The following is a 26,198-nucleotide window of genomic DNA, read 5'->3' as shown; positions in this document are numbered from 1 at the left end:
AAGCACATAAGCAAAATAAGGGCGTATGGGGAATGCCTAGGCTCTCAGAGGCGAAGAAGGACGTGATAAGCTGCGAAAAGCTACGGGGATTGGCACACACGAATTGATCCGTAGATATCCGAATGGGGCAACCCAGTATGTTGAAGACATACTATCCTGTATAGGAGGCGAACCCGCTGAACTGAAACATCTAAGTAGGCGGAGGAGAAGAAAACAAAAGTGATTCCGTAAGTAGTGGCGAGCGAACGCGGAATAGCCCAAACCAAAGTTGTTACGGCAATTTTGGGGTTGTAGGACCACGAGATTTCTTGCGGATTTAATAAGAATTACCTGGAAAGGTAAACCGAAGAGGGTGATAGTCCCGTATTGGTAAGAGAAGATAAGAATAGTGGTATCCTGAGTAGGTCGGGGCACGTGAAACCTTGATTGAAACTGGCGGGACCATCCGCTAAGGCTAAATACTCCTGAGAGACCGATAGTGAACCAGTACCGTGAGGGAAAGGTGAAAAGAACCGTGAATAACGGAGTGAAACAGATCCTGAAACCATACGCCTACAAGCGGTCGGAGCTTCTACGTGAAGTGACGGCGTGCCTTTTGCATAATGAGCCTACGAGTTACCGTTGCTGGCAAGGATAAGTGATTAAGTCATGGATCCGTAGCGAAAGCGAGTCTTAATAGGGCGCTTAAGTCAGTAGTGGTAGACGCGAAACCGTGTGATCTACCCATGGGCAGGTTGAAGTTTAGGTAACACTAAATGGAGGACCGAACCGTTTAACGCTGAAAAGTTTTCGGATGACCTGTGGGTAGGGGTGAAAGGCCAATCAAACTCGGAAATAGCTCGTACTCCCCGAAATGCATTTAGGTGCAGCGATGATCGATAGTTACTTAGAGGTAGAGCTACTGATTGGATGCGGGGGCTTCACCGCCTACCAATTCCTGACAAACTCCGAATGCTAAGTAATGATAATCATCAGTGAGGGCATGGGTGCTAAGGTCCATGTCCGAGAGGGAAAGAACCCAGACCATCAGCTAAGGTCCCCAAATGTATGCTAAGTTGAAAAAACGCGGTTTGATTGCCCAGACAGCTAGGATGTTGGCTTGGAAGCAGCCATTCATTTAAAGAGTGCGTAACAGCTCACTAGTCGAGCGATCGAGCATGGATAATAATCGGGCATAAGTATACTACCGAAGCTATGGATTTGCGCATTTAGTTGCGTGAGTGGTAGGGGAGCATTCTAACGGCGCAGAAGGTGATTTGTGAGAATTGCTGGAGCTTTTAGAAAAGAAAATGTAGGCATAAGTAACGATAAGGGGTGCGAGAAACACCCCCGCCGTAAGACTAAGGTTTCCTCAGCTATGCTAATCAGCTGAGGGTTAGTCGGGACCTAAGGCACACCCGAAGGGGGACGTCGATGGCCAACGGGTTAATATTCCCGTACTACTGATAATTGTGATGGAGTGACACAGTGATGAAAGCACCGCGAACTGACGGAATAGTTCGTTGAAGCACGTACCTATAGGTTTGATAGTAAAATGCGTCAGACTTGGAGAAATGCGATAGTACTTTGAGTCTTCGGACAACGAGATAGTGTGCCTAAGGGCTGTCAAGAAAAGCTTCTAAACTTAGATTATTAGTACCCGTACCGTAAACCGACACAGGTAGTCGAGGAGAGTATCCTAAGGCGCTCGAGAGATTCATGGCTAAGGAACTAGGCAAAATAGACCTGTAACTTCGGGAGAAAGGTCGCCAGCGCAAGCTGGCCGCAGTGAAAAGGTCCAGGCGACTGTTTATCAAAAACACAGGGCTCTGCAAAATCGTAAGATGACGTATAGGGCCTGACACCTGCCCGGTGCTGGAAGGTTAAGAGGAGATGTTATCTTCGGAGAAGCATTGAATTGAAGCCCCAGTAAACGGCGGCCGTAACTATAACGGTCCTAAGGTAGCGAAATTCCTTGTCGGGTAAGTTCCGACCTGCACGAATGGTGTAACGATCTGGACACTGTCTCAGCCATGAGCTCGGTGAAATTGTAGTATCGGTGAAGATGCCGATTACCCGCAGTGGGACGAAAAGACCCTGTGCACCTTTACTATAGCTTAGTATTGTTCTTGGATAAGTGATGTGTAGGATAGGTGGGAGACTGTGAAATGGCGTCGCTAGGCGTTGTGGAGTCATTGTTGAAATACCACCCTTTGCTTATTTGAGATCTAACTCCCTTATTGAGGAGGACATTGCTTGGTGGGTAGTTTGACTGGGGTGGTCGCCTCCAAAAGAGTAACGGAGGCTTCTAAAGGTTCCCTCAGCACGCTTGGTAACCGTGCGTAGAGTGCAATGGTATAAGGGAGCTTGACTGAAAGACTAACAAGTCGAACAGGTACGAAAGTAGAGCATAGTGATCCGGTGGTTCCGCATGGAAGGGCCATCGCTCAAAGGATAAAAGGTACGCCGGGGATAACAGGCTGATCTCCCCCAAGAGCTCATATCGACGGGGGGGTTTGGCACCTCGATGTCGGCTCGTCACATCCTGGGGCTGGAGAAGGTCCCAAGGGTTGGGCTGTTCGCCCATTAAAGTGGCACGCGAGCTGGGTTCAGAACGTCGTGAGACAGTTCGGTCTCTATCTACTGTGGGCGTTAGAAATTTGAGTGGATCTGATTCTAGTACGAGAGGACCGAATTGGACCAACCTCTAGTGCATCTGTTGTCTCGCCAGGGGCATCGCAGAGTAGCTACGTTGGGAAGGGATAAGCGCTGAAAGCATATAAGTGCGAAACCCACCACAAGATGAGATTTCTTTAAAGGGTCGTTGGAGATTACAACGTTGATAGGCTATAGATGTAAAGACAGTAATGTCAAAGTCGAGTAGTACTAATAACCCGTAAGCTTATGTGAATCTCCCCTTGTTAATTCAAGGGGAGGGCAACTTTCTAAGGTATAGTTAAGTTTAAAATATCAATATAGTTAAAAATATTAGTTACGTTAAAGTAACAACCGATTTAAGGTGGTTATTGCAGCGGGGCTCACCTCTATCCATTTCGAACAGAGAAGTTAAGCCCGCTAGCGCAGATGGTACTGCTAACCAGTGGGAGAGTATGTCGCCGCCTTTCTTTATAGAATCCCCAATCTCGTATGAGGTTGGGGATTTTTTTGTTTATATAGGTAGGTGTATTTTGTACTTATAAACGTTTTACTGGAAAAAGTATCGTTGTTTATAACAACTTTTAAAACTTGTTCTAAGACTATAAAAAAGAGCCCTAATAGGCTTTTATTCTTTTTGAAGATCATTTACTTTATCGAGTATGTATTCCATTTCATATCCTTTTCTATGTAGGAACCCAATTAGTTTTTGTGTTTTTTTATTTATGTCTTGATCTGTTAATGATTGCCAACGTTGTTCAGCTAGTTTATTTAGGGTTTCGAAGTACATATTATCATCTATTTCAGTTAGTGCTATTTTTATTAGGTTAGCTGATATTTTTCTGATTTTAAGTTCTCCAAGTATTCTATTTTTTCCCCATCCACTGATTCTATGTTTACCTCTTGCAAAACTACGAGCAAAGCGTTCTTCGTTTAGAAATTTATTGTTAATTAAATAAACTAGTATTTCATCGTGTAGATCAGAGGAAACTTTTAAATTGTATAATTTGGATATAACTTCAGTATGACATCTGTCTTGATAAGCACAAAAATGTTCTAATTTACTTTTTGCTTGTTCTAGTGTTAAGGACATATTTTTGTTCTTTTTCAATTTACTTTATTCCTAGGCTTTTATGAGTATTGATTATAGCTTTTTTATTTTTATAATCAATCCAATCCTGTCCTTTTAATCTTCTCATGAAGTTATCAAAATATCTCATTACAGTAATATTATAGATTGCTTTTCCAAGGTTACTATATTTAGAAGGGAATGCTCTTAGACTCATAGATATACTTGGCGTAAGGTATTTCATATAGTGCCAATAACCTTCAGGCATATAAAGCATTTCTCCATGTTTTAGATTACAGATATATCCTTTTGCATATTTTAAAGCAGGCCATTTATCAAAATCAGGATTGTCAAAATCAATGTCTTCTCTGGATATTAATGCATGCGGTATTTTATACATATATTTTGTTTGGTCTGGTGAAAATAGCATACATTGCTTTTCTCCATTAAAATTGAAATGTAATATATTAGAATAATCAATATCAAAATGCATGAAGACTTTTGAATTTGTTCCTCCAAAAAATAACATTGGAAGTTGTTTTACTAGACGGAGTCCTAGTTTTGGCCATTTGAAATCACTCTTAAGACTAGGAACTTCTTTCATTATATTATAAAGAAAGATTCTGTAGTTTGTTGGTTCTTTGTTAAGTAAATCTATATAATCAGCCATCTTCATTGTTGCATGTGCTTCATTAAAACCATCTTTATGAGAAACAGGTCTATCATCATAAAGTGGTACTAATTTTTCACCTGCTATTTCCTTTATATAGTTTAAACGCCATTTTTTGTAAGCAGGCCAATCTTCAGTTAAGTTTTCTATTACAACAGGAATCTGTTTTTTAAAATATTTTTCAATAAAATCTTTTTCAGAGATAGATTTTACCCTTTCTATTTCTTGAAGTTGTAATTTTTTCATGCTATTTTACATTAGTCTTTCTTTAAGTACTATCATATTAAATTTATGTAACCTCAAATTTAATAAATCATTATTGGTTTTTAATGCTAGTAGCTTGTAAAATAAGCTTCGAGATAGCAAATTGATTTATTATCGACTAATAGTAAGTGATTGCATATTTAACAGTTGGTACAGTAAAATCTATTTGTAATAGTCGTATATTTAAAATAAAAATTATGAGTATAACTAAGAGTTATTTGTTAGAGTTAGGACATGAGTTAAATAGTACAAAGAAGATAGTAGCTTGTGTACCTAATGATAAATGGGGCTGGAAGCCTCATGAAAAGTCTATGAACTTAGGTGATTTGGCAAAGCATATTGTAGAATTAACAATTTGGACTGAGAATATCCTAACAAAGGATAGTTTGGATTTTCAAATAGATTACAAGCCTTTAGAAGCACAAACTACAGAAGAGTTGTTGGTTCTTTTAGACAAGTATGAAAAGGCTGTTATATCAGCTTTAAATATGTTTGATGAGGAAAAGTGGATGTCTGAATGGAAGTTAAAGTCAGGAGATCATATAATCGTTGCTATGCCAAAGGTTGGAGCTAATCGATTTATTGTAAATAACCATATTTATCACCATAGAGGACAATTATCAGTTTATTTGCGTTTATTAGATGTAGCTATTCCAGGAATGTATGGACCTTCAGCTGATGATGTTAAATAAATTATATAAATTAAAAAAGCCTAACTCAATGAGTTAGGCTTTTTTTGTGCCCGGAGTGGGAATCGAACCCACACAAATACCTTGTAAATACGTGGGTTTTATAAATGTTTGATTTTAAGTGTTATTTTGTTGTTTTTCAATTAATTGTGTCGTTTTTGTCTTTCTGTTGTTATTGAAGTAAATCTAATAAAATTGAAAGATGTTGACTAATGGTTGACTAAATGTTGACTAACTTATGATAATTGATTATTTTTGAGTGTTCAGTTTAAATCAATTATTATGGCAACAATTAGATTCTTTTTGCAAAGTAAGAAAGAGAATGCACAAATACACGTTCGCGTTTCTGTCAGTCGGGGTGTAGTAGTTAGAAAAAGTACAGGTTTTGTTATCAATGCTCAACAATGGAGTGAAAAGACAAATTTGCCTAAACAAACGAATGCAGAAAGTAAAACACTTCGTAATAGTTTAAATAAACTTCAAACGCATTTATACGAGGTTTTAAACGATGATTTAGCAAAAGGTGTACTTATTGATGGTAATTGGTTAGAAAATCAAATAAACACTTGTTTTAATCGTATTGATAAGTCAGATACAAATGTATTTGTAAATTATATTCAATATATGATTGATAATGCCAGCACTAAAGAAACAAGAGGGGGAAAAATAGGATTAAGTGAGGGTACAATTAAAAATTATCGTTCGTTTAAAAAGATTATAGAGGAGTTTGAAAAGTATTCTAAAGTAAAAATACTCTTTAAAGATATTAATAAGTCCTTTACGGAAAAGTTTAAAACGTGGTTACTTAAAACCAAAAAATACACAGTCAATTATTCAGGTAAACAATTCGAGTTTATTAAAACGGTGTGTTTAGATGCTCAAAAGAATGATATTAATGTTACTATTCATTCAACTACTTTGCAACCTTTCAGACAGCAAGACAAAGACCGTTTTATTCATACACTTTCATTTGATGAGTTATTACAGATTTATAATACACAAATGCCGACAAAACACCTTAAAACTGTTCAAAAATGGATATTAATAGGGTGTTATGTAGGGCAAAGAGGGGGCGATCTTTTAAGTATTACACCTGAAAATATAAGAGAAAATGCAAAAGGTGTATATATTGATGTGTTACAACAAAAAACAGGTAAGAATGTTACTATCGGTGTAATACAAGACTTTGTATTAAGTATTTTAAAAAATGATTTTCCTGAACCTGTGTCACTTAATAAGATTAATTTTCATATATCTAAAGTTTGTGAGATAGCAAAGATTAATGAAGTAGTGGAGGGGTATATTACTAATTCAGAAACTAAACAAAAGGAATTAGTGTCATTACCGAAATACAATTTTATTACGTCACACAGTTTTAGACGTTCATTTGCAACTAACTTTTATAAGAAAATGCCTACACCTATTATTATGGGGATAACAGGGCATACACAAGAGAATATATTCTTAAAGTATATTAATCAAAGACAGGATAAAGATGCGAATGCAGACCTTTTTATGACCTTTTTTGAGAAAATGAATAGTAATGTTGAACCTCAACTAAAAGTAGTTAAGAAAATTGTTTAGGTTATGAGAGAGTTTAGTTTAACTGTTTTAGATTTTCAGTTGCAAGAAATAAAAAAAATTTTCATAAGTGAAATTGAAAATAAGTATTTTCATTACAATTATTCTATATATGAAGTAGATGTAAAGTTTTTGAATGTAAATGATTTTCAAGATTATTTAGTTACAACAAGGATTGAGAAAAAATTACTGCTCAAAAATATATACAAACTATCAAATGATATTATAGAATTATATATAGAAAATGAAAGTCTAGAGTATTTAAAGGAGAGCGAGGAAATAGAAAATTCATTGCCAAGTGACTGGAAGAGAAATTTAAGTGATAGGGCGATTGCACAGGTTAAAGGAGGTTTTATCTGTCTTAGAGTTGAAGAGAGAAAAATTAGAGTGTATCAGGAGTATTATGAAATAGGAGATTTTAACAAGGCATATAATCAGAATTTATGTGTTTGGACAAATATTCGTAATTTATTGAGAGATATTGAGTTGATTTGGAGGTTGGTCGAGAAATATTATCCTGATATAAGGGTTGATTATTTTAACACTTATAATCCTAATCTCTTAAACGAAGCAGAACAGAAACCATTTGAATATCAGTTTAACCATATTTTTAAAGGTCAAGGGTTTAATTTTTTTAAGTATTTATTTGAAAATTTTGTTGTAAATGGTAGAGGTAGAAATGCAGATATATCATTTCTGTATAGAAAACTTTTTGATGATGGATTTATTCATGCTAAACCTACTCCTTTTATGGAATGGATTAATCAGGAATATAATTTGGATATAGATAAGATAAAAACATTGAATGAGGTTAAAAGTGTTAAAAGGAATGGTCTTTATTCAACTACATTAGAATCGTTTAAATCTAAAGAATAAGTTTAGGTCGTAAATAGTCCGATTTTAGGGTTTTAACGCCCTAAACTGATGATTTACTTTGGCATATAATTTAAAAAAAGAATATATGAACAAAGTGAATTTTTATGAGCAGATTCAATTTATTTCTGTTACACCTCAACAATTGCAAGAGGAAATCCAAAGAGGAGTTAAAAAGGAACTTGATACCTTTTTACAGCATTTCAAACCAAAACAACCTAATGAATACTTAACCCGTCAAGAGGTCGCAGAGTTGTTTAAAGTAGATTTATCTACTATACATAATTGGTGTAAATCGGGTAAATTAAAACCTTACGGCATAGGTTCACGTGTTTACTTTTTAAGTAGTGATATACATAATTGTTTAATCCCTTTAAATGATTAGTATATGGACATAGTTTTTAAAATACCTGATTATTATAGTCATTTCTATTTATTAACACATTCGGTTAAGAGTTATAACGTTTTCGAAATCATTAATCAACCAACTAAAGTCACTAATCTACTTACAGAGGTTTTGAGAATTGAAGATTTTAGAGGTTTTTCTCAAGCAAAGGGAATAGATAAATACTTACGATTGCGTACTACTTCAAATTGGGCAACTTCGGAAAAAGTTACAGGATTAAGACCTACGTTTAAACAAAATGTTTTTTTTGGAGACAGAGTGTTTAATGGTAAACGTAGTTTGTTGGTTTTCGTTTTTAACGATAATCAATTAATGATAGACGTTTATAGGTCTTTCTATCCTTGTAATCAAATCATTTTTAACAGAATTATAGAACAGTATTAATTAAAAAAGAGGTGCATTTAAACACCTCTTTTCAATTGTTCAGTTTAAAATCTTACAGCATTATTGTAAGAATTTCATTAATTCAAATGTACATAAAATGGTTGATTTTATCAAAGTGATGTTACCTTCTAAATATCAATCAATTTTAGAGTGTAACGAGTACTTAAATTTTACAGAGAAAGTAAATACTATTACAGGCGAAATACTATCGTGTTATAAAGTTGCCTATTATAAAAATATGAAGTTTGAAATCCATAATTCAGGTAATATTTTTATAAGTGGTAGTTTACATAAGTTATTTAATGATGGGCAACACAATTACAATGATTTTCATATTGATAACCTTTTGAGTACTATTCAGTTTCTAAGTTGTCAATTTAATATTAATGCACAGGATTGTCGGTTAAGATGTTTAGAGGTAGGGGTTAATGTTGTTGTGCCTTATGAAGTGGATAAAATTATAAATCATTCTATTTTACATAGAAAGGTACCATTTGAAGTAAAGTATAATAGTGTTGATGGCAATTATAAACAGGTAATGCACTCACAGTACTTTATAAAACTATATAATAAAACAAAACACTTTAAAAAAAGGTTTTCAGATGTACCTGATAACTTGTTACGATTCGAGATTAAATATCGAAAAATGGAAAAATTACACAGTATCGGTATTTATTCTTTATCAGATCTTAAAAGAGAAGTTTTTACAGAGTTTAAAAGTGTACTTCACAATGAATGGGATAATATTCTATTCTATGATTTTACTGCCCAAATTGACCATTTAAAGGAAAATGTAAGATTAAAGGTTGAAAGGTATGACAGTCTTAATTATTGGAATGGTCTTATACAAGGCACAAATGAAAACTATAAATATCATAAAAATCAATTAAGAGAATTTACGAACAAGTATTCTAATAAGGTTCAGAACGAAGTAAGTATTTTAATAGGTTGTAAAGTGGATTTATTAATTAAGATAACTACCCAAAATGACTATTTATATATAGTGTCAAATAAGGTAGTTAATAATAAAAAGTGTTTAATAACTGGGTTAGATATTTCAATGCAGAAAGAGTCAAGTAAATTGTTATCCCACACAGGATTAAAGTATTATTATGAGAATAATATAGTACTATTCAATAGTATAAAGAATAAGTATCTAAGTAGTAATAGAATAAATGATTCTTTTGTTTTGCAAATCAAAGAGATAGCACACAATATTAGAAATAAGGCAAACAATGTAAAACTTAGAAATATGGATTATTATACTAATAAACAGTACAATTTGATTCAAGATTTAGAGGTTTGAATAATTGTACCAAACAACTACGCGCGCGCGTAATGGTTTTTAGTATGATTTATCTGTAATAGTATAGATTCGCAATTTTTCTTAATTTTTATTCTTAATTGCTTGTTTATAAGGCATTTTTATTTTGAGTCTGTATTTATTTTGATACTTTTGATTTAAAATTAAGATTATGAGAGTACTATTATTATTTACATTGTTATTTTTGATTCCTTCTTATGGACAAATTACAACTACTAAAATCCCTCAAAAAGTTGAGATTCCAGATGAAAGTCCTTATGATGGTTCTGTTAATTTTTTAGGAAAAGATGTTCGTAAATATATAGGGGAAGAATTATATGTGAAGGGTAAAAAAGATTATTTACGGTCTTCGGGGTATGAAGGATTTTATTTAGATTATAATCATAGAAGACTTAATGATAAATCGAATATTTATAAAGTTGACAATTTTTATAGCACAAGTTATAATGATTTACAAGGCAAGTATTTTCTAGTTTTAGATGTATTAGAGCACCCTGAATCTTTAAAATTTTCTTTTTATAAGAATAAATTTTTTTTGAAATTAGAAGAGAGAGAAAGTAAAGATGTTGTTTATTATTTATATAATAGTGATAATGATTTTTCTTTTCCTTTTATTACTGTAAAGTATTTTTTAAAGATTAAAAATGATAATATAGGTAATAAGTTTGTTTTAAGAGGTAAAAATTGGGAATCCCCTACTAGTTCTATTATTGATATTAAATCGGGTAATCCTATAAAGAATTTTTCAAGTGGTGGTGTATGGACTTGTATTGATGTATCAATTGATGAACGTGATTCTAATATCTCATTGGTTTTAGAGAATACAAGTAAAGAACAGATTTTGTTAGAAGTTAATACTGCTAGAAACAATGATTTTGTATTCAACTATGAACAAGCAGAATTATATAAAAAGAAGTTCGGCAGTGAAAAATGGGCAAAAATTGTTGATGGTAAAGTTTCTATTGGAATGACAAAAGAAATGTGCGAAGTATCATGGGGCAAACCACAATATATTAATAAGACTATTACTGCGAATAAAAGTTCTGAGCAATGGGTTTATTCTGATAATTATTTATACTTTGATAAAGGGATTTTAACAGCAATGCAATAAAAAGAGATAAAGTAAGGAGTGCGAAGGCACTCTTTTTTTTATATGTCATAGTTGTCAATATACATATAAATAGAAAGATGTTGACTAATGGTTGACTAAAACGCAAATAAAAAACCCTAACTGTTTAATAGTTAGGGTTTTTGTGCCCGGAGTGGGAATCGAACCCACACTCCGAAGAACACGAGTTTGAGTCGTGCGCGTCTACCAATTCCGCCATCCGGGCTGATGACTTATTGTTTGTGAGTGCAAATGTAGATAAAAAAAATTAGGTACAAAGAAAAAATATAAAAAAAATCGTTTTCTCAATTTATATTTTATAAATTTGCACCGCTTAATAAAAACAGTTAAGCTCTAACTCGCAACATAACAACTAATTATATAATGTCATATTTCGAACCAGACGCTAAGATTTTTGCATGTGCTCAGAGCGTTGAGCTTGCTGAGAAAATTGCAAAAGCATACGGAGTAGAATTAGGAAAAGTAACTCTATCACATTACAGTGATGGGGAGTTTCAACCTTCTTTTGAAGAATCAATTAGAGGACGAAGAGTTTTCTTAGTATGTTCTACATTCCCGTCATCAGATAACCTGATGGAATTGTTACTAATGTGTGATGCTGCTAAACGTGCATCAGCAAGACATATTACAGCTGTAATTCCTTATTTTGGATGGGCTAGACAGGATAGAAAGGACAAACCAAGGGTTCCGATTGGAGCGAAATTAGTTGCTAAATTGCTTGAATCAGCAGGGGCAACACGTATCATGACAATGGATTTACATGCTGATCAAATCCAAGGATTCTTTGAAAAACCAGTGGATCATTTATATGCATCTACAATCTTTTTACCGTATGTAAAAAGTTTGAAACTTGATAATTTAACAATTGCGTCTCCTGATATGGGAGGATCTAAGAGAGCATATGCTTATTCTAAGTTCTTAGAATCAGATGTAGTAATTTGTTATAAACAACGTAAGCAAGCTAATGTTATAGATAAAATGGAGTTAATAGGAGATGTTACAGGACGTAACGTAATCTTAGTTGACGATATGATTGATACAGGAGGTACTTTAGCTAAAGCAGCTGATATGATGATGGAGCGTGGAGCATTAAGTGTTAGAGCTATATGCACACATGCTATTTTATCAGGAAGTGCTTATGAGAAAATAGAACAATCAGCTATTCAAGAATTAATCGTTACAGATTCAATTCCACTGAAGAAGCCTTGTGATAAAATAAGAGTATTAAGTTGTGCTCCATTATTTGCAGAAGTAATGCACAATGTACATGCTAACGAGTCTATTAGTAAGACTTTTGTAGTTTAGAATTTATTAATTTTTTAAATATATTTAAATGAAATCAATTACGATTAAAGGATCTGAAAGAGAAAGCGTAGGTAAAGTATCAACTAAAGCCTTACGTAATGCTGGAATGGTACCTTGCGTGTTATACGGAGGAACTGAAGCAGCTGTGCATTTTTCTGCTGAAGAAAAAGCATTCAAAAATTTAGTTTACACTCCAAACGTACACACAGTGGTAATTGAGTTGGAAGGTGGAAAAAAATTCAACGCTATCTTACAAGATATCCAATTCCACCCAGTAAGCGATAAAATCTTACACATCGATTTCTATCAATTACATGACGATAAAGAAATTACATTAGACGTACCAGTTAAAATCACTGGAAACTCTAAAGGAGTAATGGCTGGAGGGGTATTAAACCTAAACTTACGTAAATTAAAAGTTAAGGCTTTACCAGCTAACTTACCTGACTTCGTAGAAGTAAACATTTCTAACTTAGAAATGGGGAACAAATTATATGTTACTGATGTACCTGTTAACAATTACAAATTGTTACACACTGATAACACTGTAATCTGTCAAGTAAGAATTTCTCGTGCAGCTATGAAAGCAGCTCAAGAAGCAGCAAAAGCAGCAAAAGCTACTCCAAAGAAAAAATAATTCTTTTGAGAAGATATTTATTAGAAGCACCTGTGTTTACACAGGTGCTTTTTTTGTGCCTTAAAATAAGGTTACTTCTTTGCTTTAATGTACTTTTGTAACGCAATTAATTATGTCATTAATAGAAGGATGAAGAAATTTTTAATTATAGGACTTGGGAATATTGGTGCTGAGTATATCAACACACGTCATAATATCGGTTTTAAAGTTGTAGACGAAATAGCTAATGAGCTTGGAGGTGATTGGCAAACTGTGAAATTAGGAAGCTTAGCTGAAGTAAAGATAAAAGGAAGAACACTTTTATTATTAAAGCCTAATACATATATGAATTTAAGTGGTAAGGCAGTTCAGTATTGGATGGAGAAAGAAAAGATACCAGTAGAGAATATTTTAGTGATTACAGATGATTTAAATCTTGCTTTTGGAACAATAAGAATCAAACCAAAAGGATCTGATGGCGGACACAATGGATTAAAAAGTATTCAAGGTACTTTAAACTCTGCTGCATATCCTCGTTTTAGATTTGGTATCAGCGATGAATTTAAGAAAGGACAGCAAGTTGATTATGTTTTAGGGGTATGGGATGAGAAAGAGAAAGAACAGTTGCCAGAGCGTCTTAAAATGGCTTCTAAAGCCGTACAAGAGTTTGCTTTGGGAGGATTGAATAATGCTATGAATACTTATAACGGAAAGTAGATTAAGTAGAGCTTATAAAGTAAAAAAGGAGTTACTCATTGAGTAACTCCTTTTTTTATCATTATACCTGTGGTTTTACCACGTTGATATGTAATTCTTCTAATTGTTCTGGAGTGATAGTTGACGGAGCGTCAATCATTACATCTCTACCAGAGTTGTTTTTAGGGAATGCGATGAAGTCTCTAATCGTCTCTTGACCTCCTAAGATAGCTACTAATCTATCTAAACCAAAAGCTAAACCTCCATGAGGTGGAGCTCCATATTGGAACGCATTCATTAAGAAACCAAATTGTTTTTCAGCTTCTTCTTTGCTAAATCCAAGGTGTTTAAACATTAACTCTTGAGTAGCCTTATCGTGAATACGAATAGAACCTCCTCCGATTTCGTTACCGTTTAATACCATATCATAAGCATTAGCACGTACTTTACCTGGGTCAGTATCTAATAATGGAATATCTTCTACTTTAGGTGAAGTAAATGGGTGGTGCATAGCGAAGTAACGTCCAGCTTCTTCGTCATATTCGAATAGAGGGAAGTCGATAACCCATAATGGTGCGAACTCATCAGACTTTCTTAATCCCATACGATTACCTAATTCCATACGTAGAGCACTTAATTGAGCTCTTGTTTTATTCGCAGGACCAGAAAGCACTAAGATTAAATCACCAGCCTTAGCTCCAGTCACCTCAGCCCATTGTTTAAGATCTTCTTGATCATAGAATTTATCTACAGAAGACTTAAATGATCCATCAGCTTCACATTTACAGTACACCATACCAGAAGCACCTACTTGTGGGCGTTTTACCCAATCAATAAGAGCATCTATCTCTTTACGAGTGTATGAAGCAGCACCAGGTACAGCGATACCTACTACTAACTCTGCACTATTAAATACACCGAATTCTTTATGTTGAGCTACAGCATTTAACTCACCGAACTCCATCCCAAAACGGATATCTGGTTTGTCATTACCATATTTGCGCATTGCTTCTTCGAAAGTCATACGAGGGAACTTATCAACTTCAATTCCATGAACTGATTTTAATAAATGTCTAGTCATTCCTTCGAATGTATCCATAACATCTTCTTGGTTTACGAATGCCATTTCACAGTCTATCTGAGTAAACTCAGGCTGTCTATCAGCACGTAAATCCTCGTCACGGAAACACTTTACTATTTGGAAGTATCTATCCATACCACCTACCATTAACAGCTGTTTGAATGTTTGTGGTGATTGTGGTAAAGCGTAGAATTCTCCAGCATTCATACGAGAAGGCACTACGAAGTCACGTGCTCCTTCAGGAGTAGAGCTAATTAAGTAAGGAGTTTCTACCTCACAGAAATCTTGAGCAGAAAGATAATTTCTTACCTCTTGAGCTACCTTGTGTCTAAACAATAAATTGTTCTTCACTGGATTTCTACGGATATCTAAGTAACGGTATTTCATACGGATATCTTCTCCACCATCAGTATCATCTTCGATAGTAAATGGAGGAACAGCAGATTCGTTTAATACTGTTAGCGTATCTACTAAAATCTCAATATCTCCAGTAGGGATATTTGGGTTTTTAGAAGCGCGTTCGATTACTTGTCCTTTTACTTGAATTACAAACTCTCGTCCTAGGTTTTTAGCTGCTTCGAATACTGCTTTATCAGTTCTCTCTGCATCAAAGATTAATTGTGTAATCCCGTAACGGTCACGTAAATCAACCCAAATCATAAAACCTTTATCGCGATGCTTGCTTACCCATCCTGATAGGGTAACTTCTGTATTTATATCCGAAGCTCTTAAGGCTCCGCAATTATGCGTTCTGTACATTGCTAAAAATTATTTCCTACAAATTTATAAACTTATTATGAATGATAGAATAAAAGCCAAAACAATATGTCTTAGATTTTATAAATATCTATTTTTAAGCTATTTCCCTTTTTTTTATTTTGATAAATACATAAGCCAATATCGCCCCACATAGTGCTAATCCTGCCCCTACCCATTCAGGAGAGTTGTATCCTAACCCCATGGTGATAGGTAGTCCTCCTAATGAGGCTCCTAATGCATTACCAATATTGAAGGATGCTTGTCCAGCTGAAGCAGCTAACATTTCAGAACCTTTCGCATTGTTGATTAATAACATCTGTAAAGGAGAACCGATTGTGAAAGCAACTAATCCAGTGATAAGAGACATCGCATAAGCCATCCATTGAATATGTACTGTGTAATATACGATAATTAAACAAGTTGCCATTGCACAGAAAGAGAAAATAACGGCTTTAGCAGGCGGGAAGGTATCGGCTAATTTTCCTCCTACGAAGTTTCCTAAGAACATACCTAACCCTACTAGGGTCATGACTAAAGGTATTTTTGCTTCTGATATTAAAGCGATATTAGTCATCATCGGTGCGATATAACTGATCCAAGCAAATAGTCCTCCTGTACCTATAGAGATTAAGGCTACCAATACCCATGCAATAGGTGTTTTAAAGAAAGCGGTTTGTTTCTTTAGATTTGTCTCTTTGTCTGCTTCTAACTTAGGTATCCAAAATGCGATAGTGATAGCAGATACGATTCCTAAAGAAGCGATTAACATATAGGCTGTTCTCCATGAATACTCTTGTCCGATGTAGGTACTCAATGGCACTCCTACTAGATTAGCGGTAGTAAGCCCTGCGAACATGATGGCTACTGCTTGAGCCTCTTTTCCTTTTTGAGCTAATCGTGTTGCTACCACAGACCCTACCCCAAAGAATGCTCCATGAGGAAGTCCTGACATAAAACGAGAAATAATTAATGTTGTATAACTTGGAGACAATACGAATAGTAAGTGAAAGAATGAGAACATCACCATTAATGCTATCAATACTTTATGAGGAGCATATTTATTAGAAGACATGACCAATAATGGAGCCCCTACTACTACCCCTAATGCATAAGTAGAGATGAAGTTACCCGCTTTAGGTATGCTTATTTGTAAGTCTTTAGCGATGTCAGGTAGTAGTCCCATCATTGAGAATTCTGTCATTCCGATGGCTAGCCCACCTACAGCTAATGCTATTAAACTTTTGTTCATTGTTGTTTTACTGAGTTTGATTTTATGTACTATTATAATGTTTCTTTTCCTCTTTCGTATTGATTTGCCCATGCTAGACTTACACCTAGTTCATTAGCCGCTCTCATGACGAAGTGAGGATCTCTTAGAAATTCTCTACCGAGTAAGATACAGTCAGCTTGATTGGCCTTCAGGATATCTTCTGCCTGTTGTCCTGTTTTGATTAGACCTACTGTTCCTACTAATATATTGGACTGTTGTTTGATTGCTTCAGCAAAAGGAACCTGATAATTAACCTCAACTTTTATTTGTTGATGTCTTACTAGCCCTCCTGTACTCACATCTATAAGTTCTACCCCTTTATCATATACTATTTTAGCGAGTTCTATACTTTCTTCTAGAGTCCAACCTCCATCAGCCCAGTCAGTGGCTGATATTCTTAACCACAGACTTTGTGTAGTCAAGACAGATTTAACAGCCTCTATCACTTCTAAGACGAATCTAATCCTATTCTCAAAAGTTCCTCCATACTCATCTGTACGTAGATTGGTTAAGGGAGATAAGAACTGATGTAGTAAGTAACCATGAGCACCGTGTAGCTCTATGATTTCATAGCCTGCTTTTACAGCGCGTTCAGCCCCTTGTCTAAAAGCATCTATTATTCTCTTTATCTCTGCAGTATCCATTGCTATCGGAAGGTTTTCTCCTTCGTTGAAGGCAATAGCTGATGGAGCTATAGTTTGCCACCCGTTCTCATTATTGGGAGCTATCTGCGCTCTATTTATCCATGGCTTGTCACAGCTAGCCTTTCTTCCTGCATGGGCTAACTGTATACCAGGTACAGTACCTTGACTTTTTATAAATTCCGTTATCTGCTTTAGTTTCACTATATGTTCATCAGACCATATTCCTAAATCAGCATAGGTTATTCTACCTTCAGGAGTCACAGCAGTCGCTTCTTGTACAATGGCAGCAGCTTTTCCTATCGCAAATTGACCATAGTGTACAAGGTGCCAATCACTCGCAAAACCATCTTTTGCAGAATACTGACACATAGGTGAAACAATGATTTTGTTGTGTAAAGTGTTGTCCCTTAGTTTTAAAGGAGAAAATAGAGTTTTCATAATTTGTGTGTTGTTTGGTGGTGCAAAATTATTAAATCCAAAATAGAATAGAAGGTCTTTTGTCCTAAAAGATATTTTCAGCAATAAAAGTTACAATAATTTGAGGAGTTCTTCTCAAGTAACCCTATATTTGTTATTTATAATTAATTTAAATAAAGACATAATGAGAATGACTTCTAAGGTTATTATTAGCACAGTACTAGCAGCCCTGCTTTTTGTAGGTTGTAAGAAAGAAAACACTAAAGCTTCTTCTGAAGAGACGATTACGATAGAGAACATGGGTAGATCAGTTAGTTTTAATAAAAAACTAGAGAATGTTGTAGTCTTCGACGTGGGAGCGATGGAGAATATGGCAGAATTAGGCATTCCATTTAAGGGAATGGCTAAGGTATACAGCCCTAACTTCCTTTCTAAATATGCAGATGATGAGAGTATTGTGAACGTAGGATCTTTTATGCAGCCTAACTATGAGTTAGTAAGTTCAGTAGATCCAGATCTAATCATTATGAGTAATTGGTTTGATAAAGATTACCCAGAGTTTTCTAAGATTGCACCTACAATCTCTTTAGGTATCTCAGGAAGTAATTATTTAGCAAGTACAAAAGACAATCTTAAAACAATTGGTTCTGTTTTTCAAGTAGAAGATAAGGCAGATAAATTGATTGAAAATATTGATACAAAAGTAGCTGAGATGAAAGAAGTGATTAATAAGAGCGATGCTAAAGCTTTATTAATCCTGTATAACAATAAGAGTTATAGTGCCTTCGGAGAGGATTCTCGCTATGGATATATCTTTAATGACTTAGGTGTGAAGTCTGCAGCTGCTGGTCTAATGGGTGGAAGCGATCATGGTAATGTAGTATCTAGTGAGTTCGTACTAGAGCACAACCCTGATATTATCTTTATCATCGATAGAGGTGCTGTAATGGAAAATGTAAATGCGGATAAGAAAGAAGTGGAGAATCCATTGATTCAAAAGACTAATGCATATAAGAATGGAAAGATTGTTTATCTAGATCCTAATGCATGGTATCTAGCAGGAGGAGGGTATATCTCTCTAAACATTATGTTAGATGAAGTAATGAAAGCGTACAAATAATAAAGTAAAAAGCTTCTCGAAAGAGAAGCTTTTTTTATGTCTATTGTTTTTTAACGAACAGATTACTTGCTATTTTTTTGGTGATAGTGATCGTATGGTCATCTACTCTGATGGTGTACGACTGATCAAAAGGCTCTATATCTAATATCTCTAGTTTTGATCCTAACGATATTTTCTGTTTATCTAAGTATTGTAAGAACTCCGTAGAAGAATCTTTCACCCCTACACATACCACTTCTTTATTAGCCTCTACCTCAGATAATAACTTCTTATCTATCTGTTTTATTTCTCCTTTTTCGTTAGGAATAGGGTCTCCATGAGGATCTTCTGTTGGGAATCCTAGAAATGCATCTAGTTTATTAATTAACTTTTCTGACTTTATATGTTCTAGTTCTTCTGCGACATCGTGAACTTCATCCCAATTAAATCCAAGTTTATCCACTAAGAATACCTCCCATAGTCTGTGCTTTCTCACGATCATCTTAGCAGCCATAACTCCCTTAGGAGTAAGTGTAACTCCTTGATACTTTTGATATTTAATCAGCTCCTTATCATTTAGCTTCTTTATCATATCTGTCACAGATGAGGCTTTAGTTTCGATTTTTGCAGCAATAGCATTAGTCGAAATTCCTTGAGTTTGCCCTAGTGATAAATGGAATATAGTTTTTAAATAATTCTCTTCTGAATAGGTAAGCATGGATTGTTTTTTTGTTTAAATACAAAGTTAGTGTTTTTTTAATTACAAATTAATTTTTAGCTTTGCCTAAATTTAATTAAAAGCCATGTGTAAAAGTATTTTTAAACTTGTAACAATAAATATTTTTCTTTGTCTCTTTTTTGCATTGAATTCCTATGCTCAAAATATCAAAGGAAAAGTTCTTTCTAATGGTACTGTGCTTTCTTATGCTACAGTTACCTTAGTAGGGACAGATAAGGGAGTAGTCACTGATGAGCAAGGTGGTTTTACTTTCGAGTCAGTAAAAGAAGGAACCTATACTGTGAAGGCAGACTTCGTAGGTTTTGCAGCTCAGACTAAAAAGGTAACTGTAAAAGGAACTCAGACCAGTACAGTATCTTTCGACCTAAAAGAAGATGCTAATCTAGATGAGATCGTTATCTCGGGTACACTGAAGCCTGTGCTAAAGTCAGAAGCAGTAGTACCTGTAGAGATATATACGCCAGCATTCTTTGAGAAGAATCCTACTGCTAGTTTATTTGACGCTGTACAGATGATTAACGGAGTACAACCTCAGCTAAACTGTAATGTATGTAATACAGGAGACATCCATATCAATGGTATGGAAGGGCCGTATACTATGATCCTGATCGATGGTATGCCTATCGTATCTTCTCTATCGACTGTATACGGGCTATTCGGTATCCCGACGAATATGATCGAGAGAGTAGAAGTAGTTAAGGGACCAGCCTCTTCACTATACGGAACAGAAGCGATGGGTGGTATTATCAACGTGATTACTAAAGATCCAGAGCACGCAGCGAAGTTAAGCGTAGATGCTTTTAGCACGACTTGGTTAGAAAACAATATAGATTTAGGAGCTAGTTATAAACTAGGGAATAAAGTAACAGGACTTTTTGGAGGGAACTACTTTAAGTTCGGAGAACGAAAAGATAAAAACGGGGATGGTTTTACAGACGTAACTCAGCAAGACAGAGTATCTCTATTCAATAAAGTATCTCTAAAGAGAAAGGATGATAAAGTAGCTAGTCTTGCACTGCGCTATGTATATGAAGACAGATGGGGAGGAGAGACTAACTGGAAGCGCAAGCAACACCGCGGAGGAGAAGACGTATATGCAGAGAGTATCTTCACTAACCGCTTCGAAGCGATAGGGATGTACCAGCTACCGACTACAGAGAATATCTATACACAGTTCTCTTATATCTATCACAAGCAGAACTCTATGTATGGACCAGAGTCTTATGATGCGAAACAACAAGTAGCTTTCGCTCAAGCTTATTGGGATAAGACCTTAGGAAATCACAGTCTTTTACTAGGTTCGTCATTTAAGTACACTTATTATGATGACAATACTCGTGCTACGGGTATCTATGATGAGAATGGATTAGTAAAGAATCAACCAGAAGAAACTCCGATACCAGGTATCTTCATCCAAGATGAATGGACGCTTAATAAAAAGAATAAATTATTATTAGGATACCGTTTTGACTATGATAAGACACATAAAGGGATTCACTCTCCACGAGTAGGATATAAGTACACACCTCATCCGCACCATACCTTAAGAGGGAGTTTTGGTACAGGATTCCGTGTAGTGAATGTCTTCACAGAAGATCACAGAGCGTTATCAGGAGCTAGAGAAGTAGTATTCGCTGAGAAACTAGACCCAGAGAAATCATACAATGCTAATATCAACTATACAGTGAAAGTACCTTCTAATTTCGGAGTGTTTAATTTCGATTTGAACGGGTTCTATACTTATTTCACGAATAAGATTGATGCAGATACAGATACAGACCAGACTAAGATTATCTATGCTAACCTAGATGGGCATGCTATCTCTAAAGGGGTCTCTCTTAACGTAGATGTGACATTTGACTTCCCACTGAAGTTGATGGCAGGAGCTACTTATATGGATGTATTCAGAAAAGAAGATGGAGTACGTGAGCAAATCTATCATTCTCCTAAATGGTCAGGTAACTTTATCGCAAGTTATAACTTCGGTAGTGGATTTACAGCAGATTTGACATCAGACTGGAAGGGACCGATGAGATTGCCACGTGTAGAGAATGACTATCGACCAGAGTACTCACCATGGACAGTATTAGCGAATATCCAAGTGACTAAGAAGTTTAACAACGGATTCGAAGTATATGGCGGAGTGAAGAACTTATTCAACACGCTACCAAAAGAAGATCCTATCTCTAGATGGTGGGATCCATTCGGAGAGCCAGGTAATGGTGTAGCACCACCTCCAGGTAGAAATGATGTAATCTTCGAACCAAACGATTATAGTTATACTCCATTGCAAGGGATAAGAGGATTCTTAGGAGTGAGATATAACATTTTTTAGTTAGCACATAAGCAGAATGACGAGATTTTATTTTTTTTTCATGTTTAGTTATTTCTTTGGGTTAGCACTCCATGCTCAACCCAAAGAGATAATGTTTTCGGAGTTAGAGCAAGTGATGGCTACTGACCCTAAACCCGTTGTCGTATTTATGCATACAGACTGGTGTAGCTATTGTGCTCTGATGGAAAAGAAGACGTTGAACAATGATAAAGTGATGCAGAAGTTAGATGAAGACTTTTATTTCATCTCTTTTAACGCAGAACAAGAAGAAGCTATAGAGTATAAAGGAAAGCGCTATGAGCTGAGAAAGACTGGTGTCCATGCGAAGCAGCACGAGTTAGCAAAAGAATTAGCTCAGTCTAATGCTTATCCAGCTGTTATATTTCTCAATGAGAAACTAGAGATCATGTATAGACATTTTGCGTATGTACGATCTAATGATATGTATAAACTACTGAATGCTATAAAACCTTCTTAGCATTTAGAATAATAAGACTAGATGCAGTACAGAACGTTAAGCGTATATGTATTGGCGATTTAATAGTTGCAGTACTAGTACATCTGTGCGTATACATTTGTATTAGATACATAGTTAGTTAGAATTATGTTGCAGGCCTTACACAGTATACCACTGTGTAAGGCCTTTTTTTGTTTAGTAATGTTAGATATGCTGTACACTGTATGATAGGTATTACTCCTAATTCTCTTTTTGCTTTCTTGCTTACATAAAGCGATTATGGTATAGTTGATTTCGATTTGATTTCGATGTGCTAGGCTAGTGGTCGGCTTATTTATGGTGTTTTTAAGCCGACCAAATGCCCATCACAAGCCGACCAAAAGCCGACCACCCTATTTAAAAACATAAAAAAGACTATTTTTTGATCGTTTTGTCGGGTTTAATAGGATTGGAAATGTTGTTTTTTTATTGAGGTTAATGAATATCGTATGAGATAGGAGTTTACTAGTGTATATAATATTGAGTAGATAAGGCATTGATCATACCGACAAGGGCTTTAGAAAACAAAAAAAGGAGTGATAAGCATCACTCCTTTATATAGAACTCGGTTTATTATTATTTTTCTAAAGCTACTTCTTGTGCTTTCACATAGCTTTCTATTAATGCTTGGTAGTTAGGCATTACAGAAGACATTCCCTTAGCATATACAGCCGCATCTTTATGTCTCCATGTTTTTAGGATTTCACTTAATACAGCAGTCGTTGTGATAGGAATTACTCCAGCCATCATCAGTCTATTCATCGTTACTTGTGTAGACATTGGACTCATATCACCAGAAGCATCGATAACAGCGAATACTTCAAACCCTTCTGCAGCAGCTGAGATAGCTGGGAAAGCCACACATACACTTGTCAATACTCCTGCGATCACTAGTTTTTTCTTTCCTGTAGCTCTTACTGCATCTGCAAACTCCTTCGTATCCCATGCGTTTACTTCTCCATTTCTACCTATGTATTGTGCATGAGGAGCTAGTTGGTGAATCTCTGGCATTAGTGGTCCATTAGGTCCTTTTGGCTCAGATGCTGTTGTTATTACTGGGATGTTCTCCACGGCAGCGATTTCTGCTAATACTTTTACATTTTCTCTAAGTGTAGCTACTTCGATATCTTTTACCGTTTGGAATAGTCCACTCTGGTGATCGATTAATAAAAATGCTACGTCGTCTGCGTTGATACGTGTTAACTTGTTCATGGTAATTTATATTTTAATTAATTTTCTGTATCAAAAATACATTGATACTTAGTCAAGTACACTTAATCTAAATTAAGAAAAGATTGAGTGCATCGCTTTGTTGATAAGGGATAAAGACTGTTTAGGTATTCAGATTAGCTTATATACCTTTATTATTTTAATCAAAAACTAAACATTTAGTTTGATAACTAATAAAATAGTTATATGTTTGTGTATATCAAATTAGGATTATGGAAAAATTGACCAATAAAGAAGAAGAGATTATGTGCATCCTTTGGAAGTTAGAAAAGGGATTTGTGAATGATATTCTAGAGCACATGCCAGAGCCTAAGCCACATTATAATACACTCTCTACGCTAGTTCGTATATTAGAAGAAAAAGGGGTCGTGTCTTATAAAGCTTATGGCAAGTCACATCAGTACTATCCTCTGGTAAAGAAAGAGGATTATCGAAAGATGTTTATGGAAGAGACTATGGAGAAGTACTTTGATAATTCGTTTAGCAATCTAGTGAGTTTCTTCGTGAAGGATAAGAAATTATCTAAGACAGAGCTAGAAGAGCTAATGGATATTATAGAAAAGAATAAAAAATAGTTTGATTATCAACCAACCAATCAACTGAATTATGACACCTATTCTTATTTATATATTAAAGGTAAATGGGCTACTGCTGGTAGTGTATTTATGCTATAAACTGTTTTTACAGAAAGAGACCTATGTCAAGACGAACCGACTGTACTTTATAAGCGGGATTTTTTTGAGTTTAATATTGCCTTTGCTTACTTATACGAAGGTAGAAACTATCAACTTAGCGCCAATGCCTCTCCCGATTGTGGATGTGATGGAGGATGTGAAACTAGTACAGGAGAAGAGTCTATGGACGATGAATGAGGTGTATCAGTACACATCTTATCTTTATTTAACGATCACGCTGTTGAGCCTTTTGTGGTTTGGGTATAAACTGATTAAGTTAACTAGACGTATTAGTAATATGCCTAAGACAGCTATTCATCAGAATATACGAGTAGATAGATCGAGTAGTGATGCTTATTCTTTTCTACACTATATCGTATTGCCAAAGGATTATGAAGAGCTGAGCCAGCTAGAGGTAGTACTACTCCATGAGGAAGTACACGTCCATCAGAAGCACAGTTTAGATCTTATCCTCTTAGAGGGGTTAAAACACGCATTCTGGTTTAATCCGATGATACGACTACTACAGAAAGAGGTAAACCTAAATCTGGAGTATATCGTAGATCAAGAGATTGCGAAACGAGAGGATAGCTATACGTATCAACGCGCTCTCGTACTATACGAGTCTAATAAGATAGCGTGTGTACCTGTGGTGAATACTTTTGGCTCTTCAGATCTGAAGAAGCGTATATTAATGCTTAACAACCCAAAATCAACTAATATGAAACGTTTAAAATTATTATTAATCACTCCTGTATTAGCAGGGTTCTTTTTCCTTTTTCAGATAGAGGTAAAAGCAAAATATATAGAGAGTCCAGCTTTTGAAGAAGATCATGTAGAAGACATTTTATTAGATGAGTATACAAGTATGACTACTGACGCAGAAGAGGATCAACTAGATCAATCTGGTAAAAAGAAGGCTCCTAGTCATGATGATATGGCAGCAATAGCGGAAGAAGCTATAAGAATAGGAGAGGAAGCGTCTAGACTAGTGGATGAAAGTGAGCGTATAAGAGAAGAGGCTGAGCGCGTAAGCAAAGTGATACTAGAAGAGAGAAAAGTAATTCTAGCTAAGGCGGAAGAAATACGAAAAGAAGAGTTAGCTAAAGCACGAAAAGTAGTTTTAGAAGTACGAGAAGAAGAGTTAGCTAAAGCAAAAGAAGCACGAAAAGTAGCTTTAAAAACACGAGAAGAAAGCCTAGCTAAAGTGGAAGCTGCTCGCTCTAGAATGCTAGAAGAGAGAAAGGAAAGGGAAGCAGCAAAAGGTGATCTAGATTTTCGTTTGGAAGAACGCAGAAAGAAGTTGTCTGAAGACGCGGTAATAGATGGTAAGAATGTAGTTATCATTAAATCAGGTAAGCGCAGTAAAGGGGAGTTTGTGTATTATGTAAACGGAAAGCTGTATGATGAGAGTAATAAACATGAAGCAGAAGCATTAATAGAGAAGTATGGTACTAAAGGTATACGTGTTTATAGTAGAGCAGCTGCAGCTGACGAACTGGGCTATACGGGTAATGGTTCTGTGTATGGCTTTACATTAATGACAGATGAGGATCGTGCGAATGAAGCTAGAGTAGAAGCGATAACTAAAAAATATAAAGAAAAAGTCATCAAGGATATGACTCAAGTACAGAATAGCGACTATAAAGGACTAGTATATGTTAATGGTGTGAAAAAGTCTGCTGAAGATCTAAAAAATATACGCACAGATAAAATGGTGTCAATGGATGTATTTAAAGGTGATGCAGCAGTCGAAAAATATGGTGAAGAAGGAAGAGAAGGTGTTATCCTAATACGTGTAAAACCTTAAGTGA

Annotated in this window: 22 protein-coding genes, 1 tRNA gene and 2 rRNA genes; 17 read left to right on the top strand and 8 right to left on the bottom strand. The window is 35.3% G+C overall.

All coding sequences use genetic code 11. The features are described from left to right. Positions 1 to 4: 4 nt before the first annotated feature. Together E0Z07_RS04730 and rrf are read left to right on the top strand one after the other, a co-directional pair. Positions 5 to 2,889 (top strand): 23S ribosomal RNA (locus tag E0Z07_RS04730). A gap of 105 nt (positions 2,890 to 2,994) precedes the next feature. After that, positions 2,995 to 3,104 (top strand): 5S ribosomal RNA (gene rrf / locus E0Z07_RS04725). Positions 3,105 to 3,262: 158 nt separating this feature from the next. On the opposite strand, the gene E0Z07_RS04720 is transcribed toward rrf, so the two are convergent. Further along, positions 3,263 to 3,727 (bottom strand): regulatory protein RecX, encoded by a 465-nt coding sequence (locus E0Z07_RS04720; RefSeq protein WP_006259935.1) that lies wholly within the window; start codon positions 3,725 to 3,727, stop codon positions 3,263 to 3,265. Between the two features lie 19 nt (positions 3,728 to 3,746). Then, a complete protein-coding gene (locus tag E0Z07_RS04715) occupies positions 3,747 to 4,619 on the bottom strand; it encodes a cupin-like domain-containing protein (RefSeq protein ID WP_006259934.1) in 873 nt (290 codons plus the stop codon). 215 nt (positions 4,620 to 4,834) lie between these two features. Here E0Z07_RS04715 and E0Z07_RS04710 point away from each other — a divergent pair, with 215 nt between their 5' ends. The 7 genes from E0Z07_RS04710 to E0Z07_RS04680 all read left to right on the top strand — a co-directional run bounded on the left by E0Z07_RS04710 (position 4,835) and on the right by E0Z07_RS04680 (position 11,005). Next, on the top strand, positions 4,835 to 5,329 hold the full coding sequence (locus E0Z07_RS04710) for a DinB family protein (protein WP_006259933.1): 495 nt from the start codon (positions 4,835 to 4,837) through the stop codon (positions 5,327 to 5,329). Positions 5,330 to 5,608: 279 nt separating this feature from the next. After that, a complete protein-coding gene (locus E0Z07_RS04705; protein WP_131540337.1) occupies positions 5,609 to 6,910 on the top strand; it encodes a site-specific integrase in 1,302 nt (433 codons plus the stop codon). A 3-nt stretch (positions 6,911 to 6,913) separates the two neighbouring features. Then, entirely contained in the window at positions 6,914 to 7,783 is an 870-nt protein-coding gene (locus E0Z07_RS04700) for a hypothetical protein (RefSeq protein WP_131540336.1), read from the top strand. An 85-nt stretch (positions 7,784 to 7,868) separates the two neighbouring features. Then, positions 7,869 to 8,165 (top strand): helix-turn-helix domain-containing protein, encoded by a 297-nt coding sequence (locus E0Z07_RS04695; protein WP_131540335.1) that lies wholly within the window; start codon positions 7,869 to 7,871, stop codon positions 8,163 to 8,165. A gap of 3 nt (positions 8,166 to 8,168) precedes the next feature. Continuing rightward, positions 8,169 to 8,570: a hypothetical protein gene (locus E0Z07_RS04690; RefSeq protein WP_131540334.1), complete on the top strand. Its 402-nt coding sequence runs from the start codon at positions 8,169 to 8,171 to the stop codon at positions 8,568 to 8,570. Between the two features lie 97 nt (positions 8,571 to 8,667). Next, the gene (locus E0Z07_RS04685; RefSeq protein WP_131540333.1) at positions 8,668 to 9,876 is read left to right on the top strand and encodes a hypothetical protein; all 1,209 of its coding nucleotides are present in this window, start codon (positions 8,668 to 8,670) and stop codon (positions 9,874 to 9,876) included. 169 nt (positions 9,877 to 10,045) lie between these two features. Then, complete coding sequence (locus E0Z07_RS04680; protein WP_131540332.1) at positions 10,046 to 11,005, top strand: hypothetical protein; 960 nt, start codon at positions 10,046 to 10,048, stop codon at positions 11,003 to 11,005. A 143-nt stretch (positions 11,006 to 11,148) separates the two neighbouring features. On the opposite strand, the gene E0Z07_RS04675 is transcribed toward E0Z07_RS04680, so the two are convergent. After that, a tRNA-Leu gene (locus E0Z07_RS04675) sits at positions 11,149 to 11,228 on the bottom strand. A gap of 158 nt (positions 11,229 to 11,386) precedes the next feature. Between E0Z07_RS04675 and E0Z07_RS04670 the strand changes: the two genes are divergently transcribed. The 3 genes from E0Z07_RS04670 to pth all read left to right on the top strand — a co-directional run bounded on the left by E0Z07_RS04670 (position 11,387) and on the right by pth (position 13,661). After that, positions 11,387 to 12,328, top strand: coding sequence for a ribose-phosphate pyrophosphokinase (locus E0Z07_RS04670; RefSeq protein WP_006259932.1), 942 nt, complete (start codon positions 11,387 to 11,389; stop codon positions 12,326 to 12,328). A 28-nt stretch (positions 12,329 to 12,356) separates the two neighbouring features. Further along, positions 12,357 to 12,965, top strand: a complete 609-nt coding sequence (locus tag E0Z07_RS04665) for a 50S ribosomal protein L25/general stress protein Ctc (RefSeq protein WP_006259931.1) — start codon at positions 12,357 to 12,359, stop codon at positions 12,963 to 12,965. 129 nt (positions 12,966 to 13,094) lie between these two features. Next, positions 13,095 to 13,661: an aminoacyl-tRNA hydrolase gene (gene pth, locus E0Z07_RS04660; protein ID WP_006259930.1), complete on the top strand. Its 567-nt coding sequence runs from the start codon at positions 13,095 to 13,097 to the stop codon at positions 13,659 to 13,661. Between the two features lie 61 nt (positions 13,662 to 13,722). On the opposite strand, the gene aspS is transcribed toward pth, so the two are convergent. The 3 genes from aspS to E0Z07_RS04645 form a co-directional block, all read right to left on the bottom strand. Beyond that, positions 13,723 to 15,480: an aspartate--tRNA ligase gene (aspS, locus tag E0Z07_RS04655; RefSeq protein ID WP_041894886.1), complete on the bottom strand. Its 1,758-nt coding sequence runs from the start codon at positions 15,478 to 15,480 to the stop codon at positions 13,723 to 13,725. Between the two features lie 94 nt (positions 15,481 to 15,574). Further along, positions 15,575 to 16,729 carry an MFS transporter gene (locus tag E0Z07_RS04650; protein WP_071306992.1) on the bottom strand — a complete coding sequence of 385 codons (1,155 nt, stop codon included), beginning with the start codon at positions 16,727 to 16,729 and terminating at the stop codon, positions 15,575 to 15,577. 32 nt (positions 16,730 to 16,761) lie between these two features. After that, positions 16,762 to 17,832, bottom strand: a complete 1,071-nt coding sequence (locus E0Z07_RS04645; RefSeq protein ID WP_131540331.1) for an NADH:flavin oxidoreductase/NADH oxidase — start codon at positions 17,830 to 17,832, stop codon at positions 16,762 to 16,764. A gap of 169 nt (positions 17,833 to 18,001) precedes the next feature. Here E0Z07_RS04645 and E0Z07_RS04640 point away from each other — a divergent pair, with 169 nt between their 5' ends. Next, positions 18,002 to 18,931, top strand: a complete 930-nt coding sequence (locus E0Z07_RS04640) for a siderophore ABC transporter substrate-binding protein (RefSeq protein WP_131540330.1) — start codon at positions 18,002 to 18,004, stop codon at positions 18,929 to 18,931. 40 nt (positions 18,932 to 18,971) lie between these two features. Here E0Z07_RS04640 and E0Z07_RS04635 read toward each other — a convergent pair whose 3' ends face one another. After that, the gene (locus tag E0Z07_RS04635) at positions 18,972 to 19,628 is read right to left on the bottom strand and encodes a metal-dependent transcriptional regulator (protein ID WP_006262412.1); all 657 of its coding nucleotides are present in this window, start codon (positions 19,626 to 19,628) and stop codon (positions 18,972 to 18,974) included. A gap of 85 nt (positions 19,629 to 19,713) precedes the next feature. Between E0Z07_RS04635 and E0Z07_RS04630 the strand changes: the two genes are divergently transcribed. Together E0Z07_RS04630 and E0Z07_RS04625 are read left to right on the top strand one after the other, a co-directional pair. Next, the gene (locus E0Z07_RS04630; protein WP_131540329.1) at positions 19,714 to 21,984 is read left to right on the top strand and encodes a TonB-dependent receptor; all 2,271 of its coding nucleotides are present in this window, start codon (positions 19,714 to 19,716) and stop codon (positions 21,982 to 21,984) included. A 40-nt stretch (positions 21,985 to 22,024) separates the two neighbouring features. Further along, entirely contained in the window at positions 22,025 to 22,462 is a 438-nt protein-coding gene (locus E0Z07_RS04625) for a thioredoxin family protein (RefSeq protein WP_233446013.1), read from the top strand. 594 nt (positions 22,463 to 23,056) lie between these two features. On the opposite strand, the gene E0Z07_RS04620 is transcribed toward E0Z07_RS04625, so the two are convergent. Then, positions 23,057 to 23,692: an isochorismatase family protein gene (locus E0Z07_RS04620; RefSeq protein WP_071306989.1), complete on the bottom strand. Its 636-nt coding sequence runs from the start codon at positions 23,690 to 23,692 to the stop codon at positions 23,057 to 23,059. Positions 23,693 to 23,922: 230 nt separating this feature from the next. On the opposite strand from E0Z07_RS04620, the gene E0Z07_RS04615 reads away from it, so the two are divergent. Both E0Z07_RS04615 and E0Z07_RS04610 read left to right on the top strand, forming a co-directional pair. Then, positions 23,923 to 24,285: a BlaI/MecI/CopY family transcriptional regulator gene (locus tag E0Z07_RS04615; protein WP_006259921.1), complete on the top strand. Its 363-nt coding sequence runs from the start codon at positions 23,923 to 23,925 to the stop codon at positions 24,283 to 24,285. 163 nt (positions 24,286 to 24,448) lie between these two features. After that, complete coding sequence (locus E0Z07_RS04610; RefSeq protein WP_233446012.1) at positions 24,449 to 26,194, top strand: M56 family metallopeptidase; 1,746 nt, start codon at positions 24,449 to 24,451, stop codon at positions 26,192 to 26,194. Positions 26,195 to 26,198: the final 4 nt, after the last annotated feature.

The sequence above is a fragment of the Myroides odoratimimus genome (assembly GCF_004337635.1).
In the GTDB taxonomy this organism is placed as follows: Bacteria; Bacteroidota; Bacteroidia; order Flavobacteriales; family Flavobacteriaceae; genus Flavobacterium; species Flavobacterium odoratimimum.
This window is presented reverse-complemented; position numbering and strand designations above follow the sequence as displayed.

Coding starts and splice junctions, on each gene's coding strand:
- E0Z07_RS04650 (WP_071306992.1), bottom strand. CDS start 16,729: ATGAACAAAAGTTTAATAGCATTAGCTGTAGGTGGGCTAGCCATCGGA.
- E0Z07_RS04615 (WP_006259921.1), top strand. CDS start 23,923: ATGGAAAAATTGACCAATAAAGAAGAAGAGATTATGTGCATCCTTTGG.
- E0Z07_RS04710 (WP_006259933.1), top strand. CDS start 4,835: ATGAGTATAACTAAGAGTTATTTGTTAGAGTTAGGACATGAGTTAAAT.
- E0Z07_RS04620 (WP_071306989.1), bottom strand. CDS start 23,692: ATGAACAAGTTAACACGTATCAACGCAGACGACGTAGCATTTTTATTA.
- E0Z07_RS04670 (WP_006259932.1), top strand. CDS start 11,387: ATGTCATATTTCGAACCAGACGCTAAGATTTTTGCATGTGCTCAGAGC.
- E0Z07_RS04695 (WP_131540335.1), top strand. CDS start 7,869: ATGAACAAAGTGAATTTTTATGAGCAGATTCAATTTATTTCTGTTACA.
- E0Z07_RS04645 (WP_131540331.1), bottom strand. CDS start 17,832: ATGAAAACTCTATTTTCTCCTTTAAAACTAAGGGACAACACTTTACAC.
- E0Z07_RS04705 (WP_131540337.1), top strand. CDS start 5,609: ATGGCAACAATTAGATTCTTTTTGCAAAGTAAGAAAGAGAATGCACAA.
- E0Z07_RS04700 (WP_131540336.1), top strand. CDS start 6,914: ATGAGAGAGTTTAGTTTAACTGTTTTAGATTTTCAGTTGCAAGAAATA.
- E0Z07_RS04690 (WP_131540334.1), top strand. CDS start 8,169: ATGGACATAGTTTTTAAAATACCTGATTATTATAGTCATTTCTATTTA.
- E0Z07_RS04680 (WP_131540332.1), top strand. CDS start 10,046: ATGAGAGTACTATTATTATTTACATTGTTATTTTTGATTCCTTCTTAT.
- pth (WP_006259930.1), top strand. CDS start 13,095: ATGAAGAAATTTTTAATTATAGGACTTGGGAATATTGGTGCTGAGTAT.
- E0Z07_RS04640 (WP_131540330.1), top strand. CDS start 18,002: ATGACTTCTAAGGTTATTATTAGCACAGTACTAGCAGCCCTGCTTTTT.
- E0Z07_RS04625 (WP_233446013.1), top strand. CDS start 22,025: ATGTTTAGTTATTTCTTTGGGTTAGCACTCCATGCTCAACCCAAAGAG.
- E0Z07_RS04720 (WP_006259935.1), bottom strand. CDS start 3,727: ATGTCCTTAACACTAGAACAAGCAAAAAGTAAATTAGAACATTTTTGT.
- aspS (WP_041894886.1), bottom strand. CDS start 15,480: ATGTACAGAACGCATAATTGCGGAGCCTTAAGAGCTTCGGATATAAAT.
- E0Z07_RS04685 (WP_131540333.1), top strand. CDS start 8,668: ATGGTTGATTTTATCAAAGTGATGTTACCTTCTAAATATCAATCAATT.
- E0Z07_RS04635 (WP_006262412.1), bottom strand. CDS start 19,628: ATGCTTACCTATTCAGAAGAGAATTATTTAAAAACTATATTCCATTTA.
- E0Z07_RS04630 (WP_131540329.1), top strand. CDS start 19,714: ATGTGTAAAAGTATTTTTAAACTTGTAACAATAAATATTTTTCTTTGT.
- E0Z07_RS04665 (WP_006259931.1), top strand. CDS start 12,357: ATGAAATCAATTACGATTAAAGGATCTGAAAGAGAAAGCGTAGGTAAA.
- E0Z07_RS04715 (WP_006259934.1), bottom strand. CDS start 4,619: ATGAAAAAATTACAACTTCAAGAAATAGAAAGGGTAAAATCTATCTCT.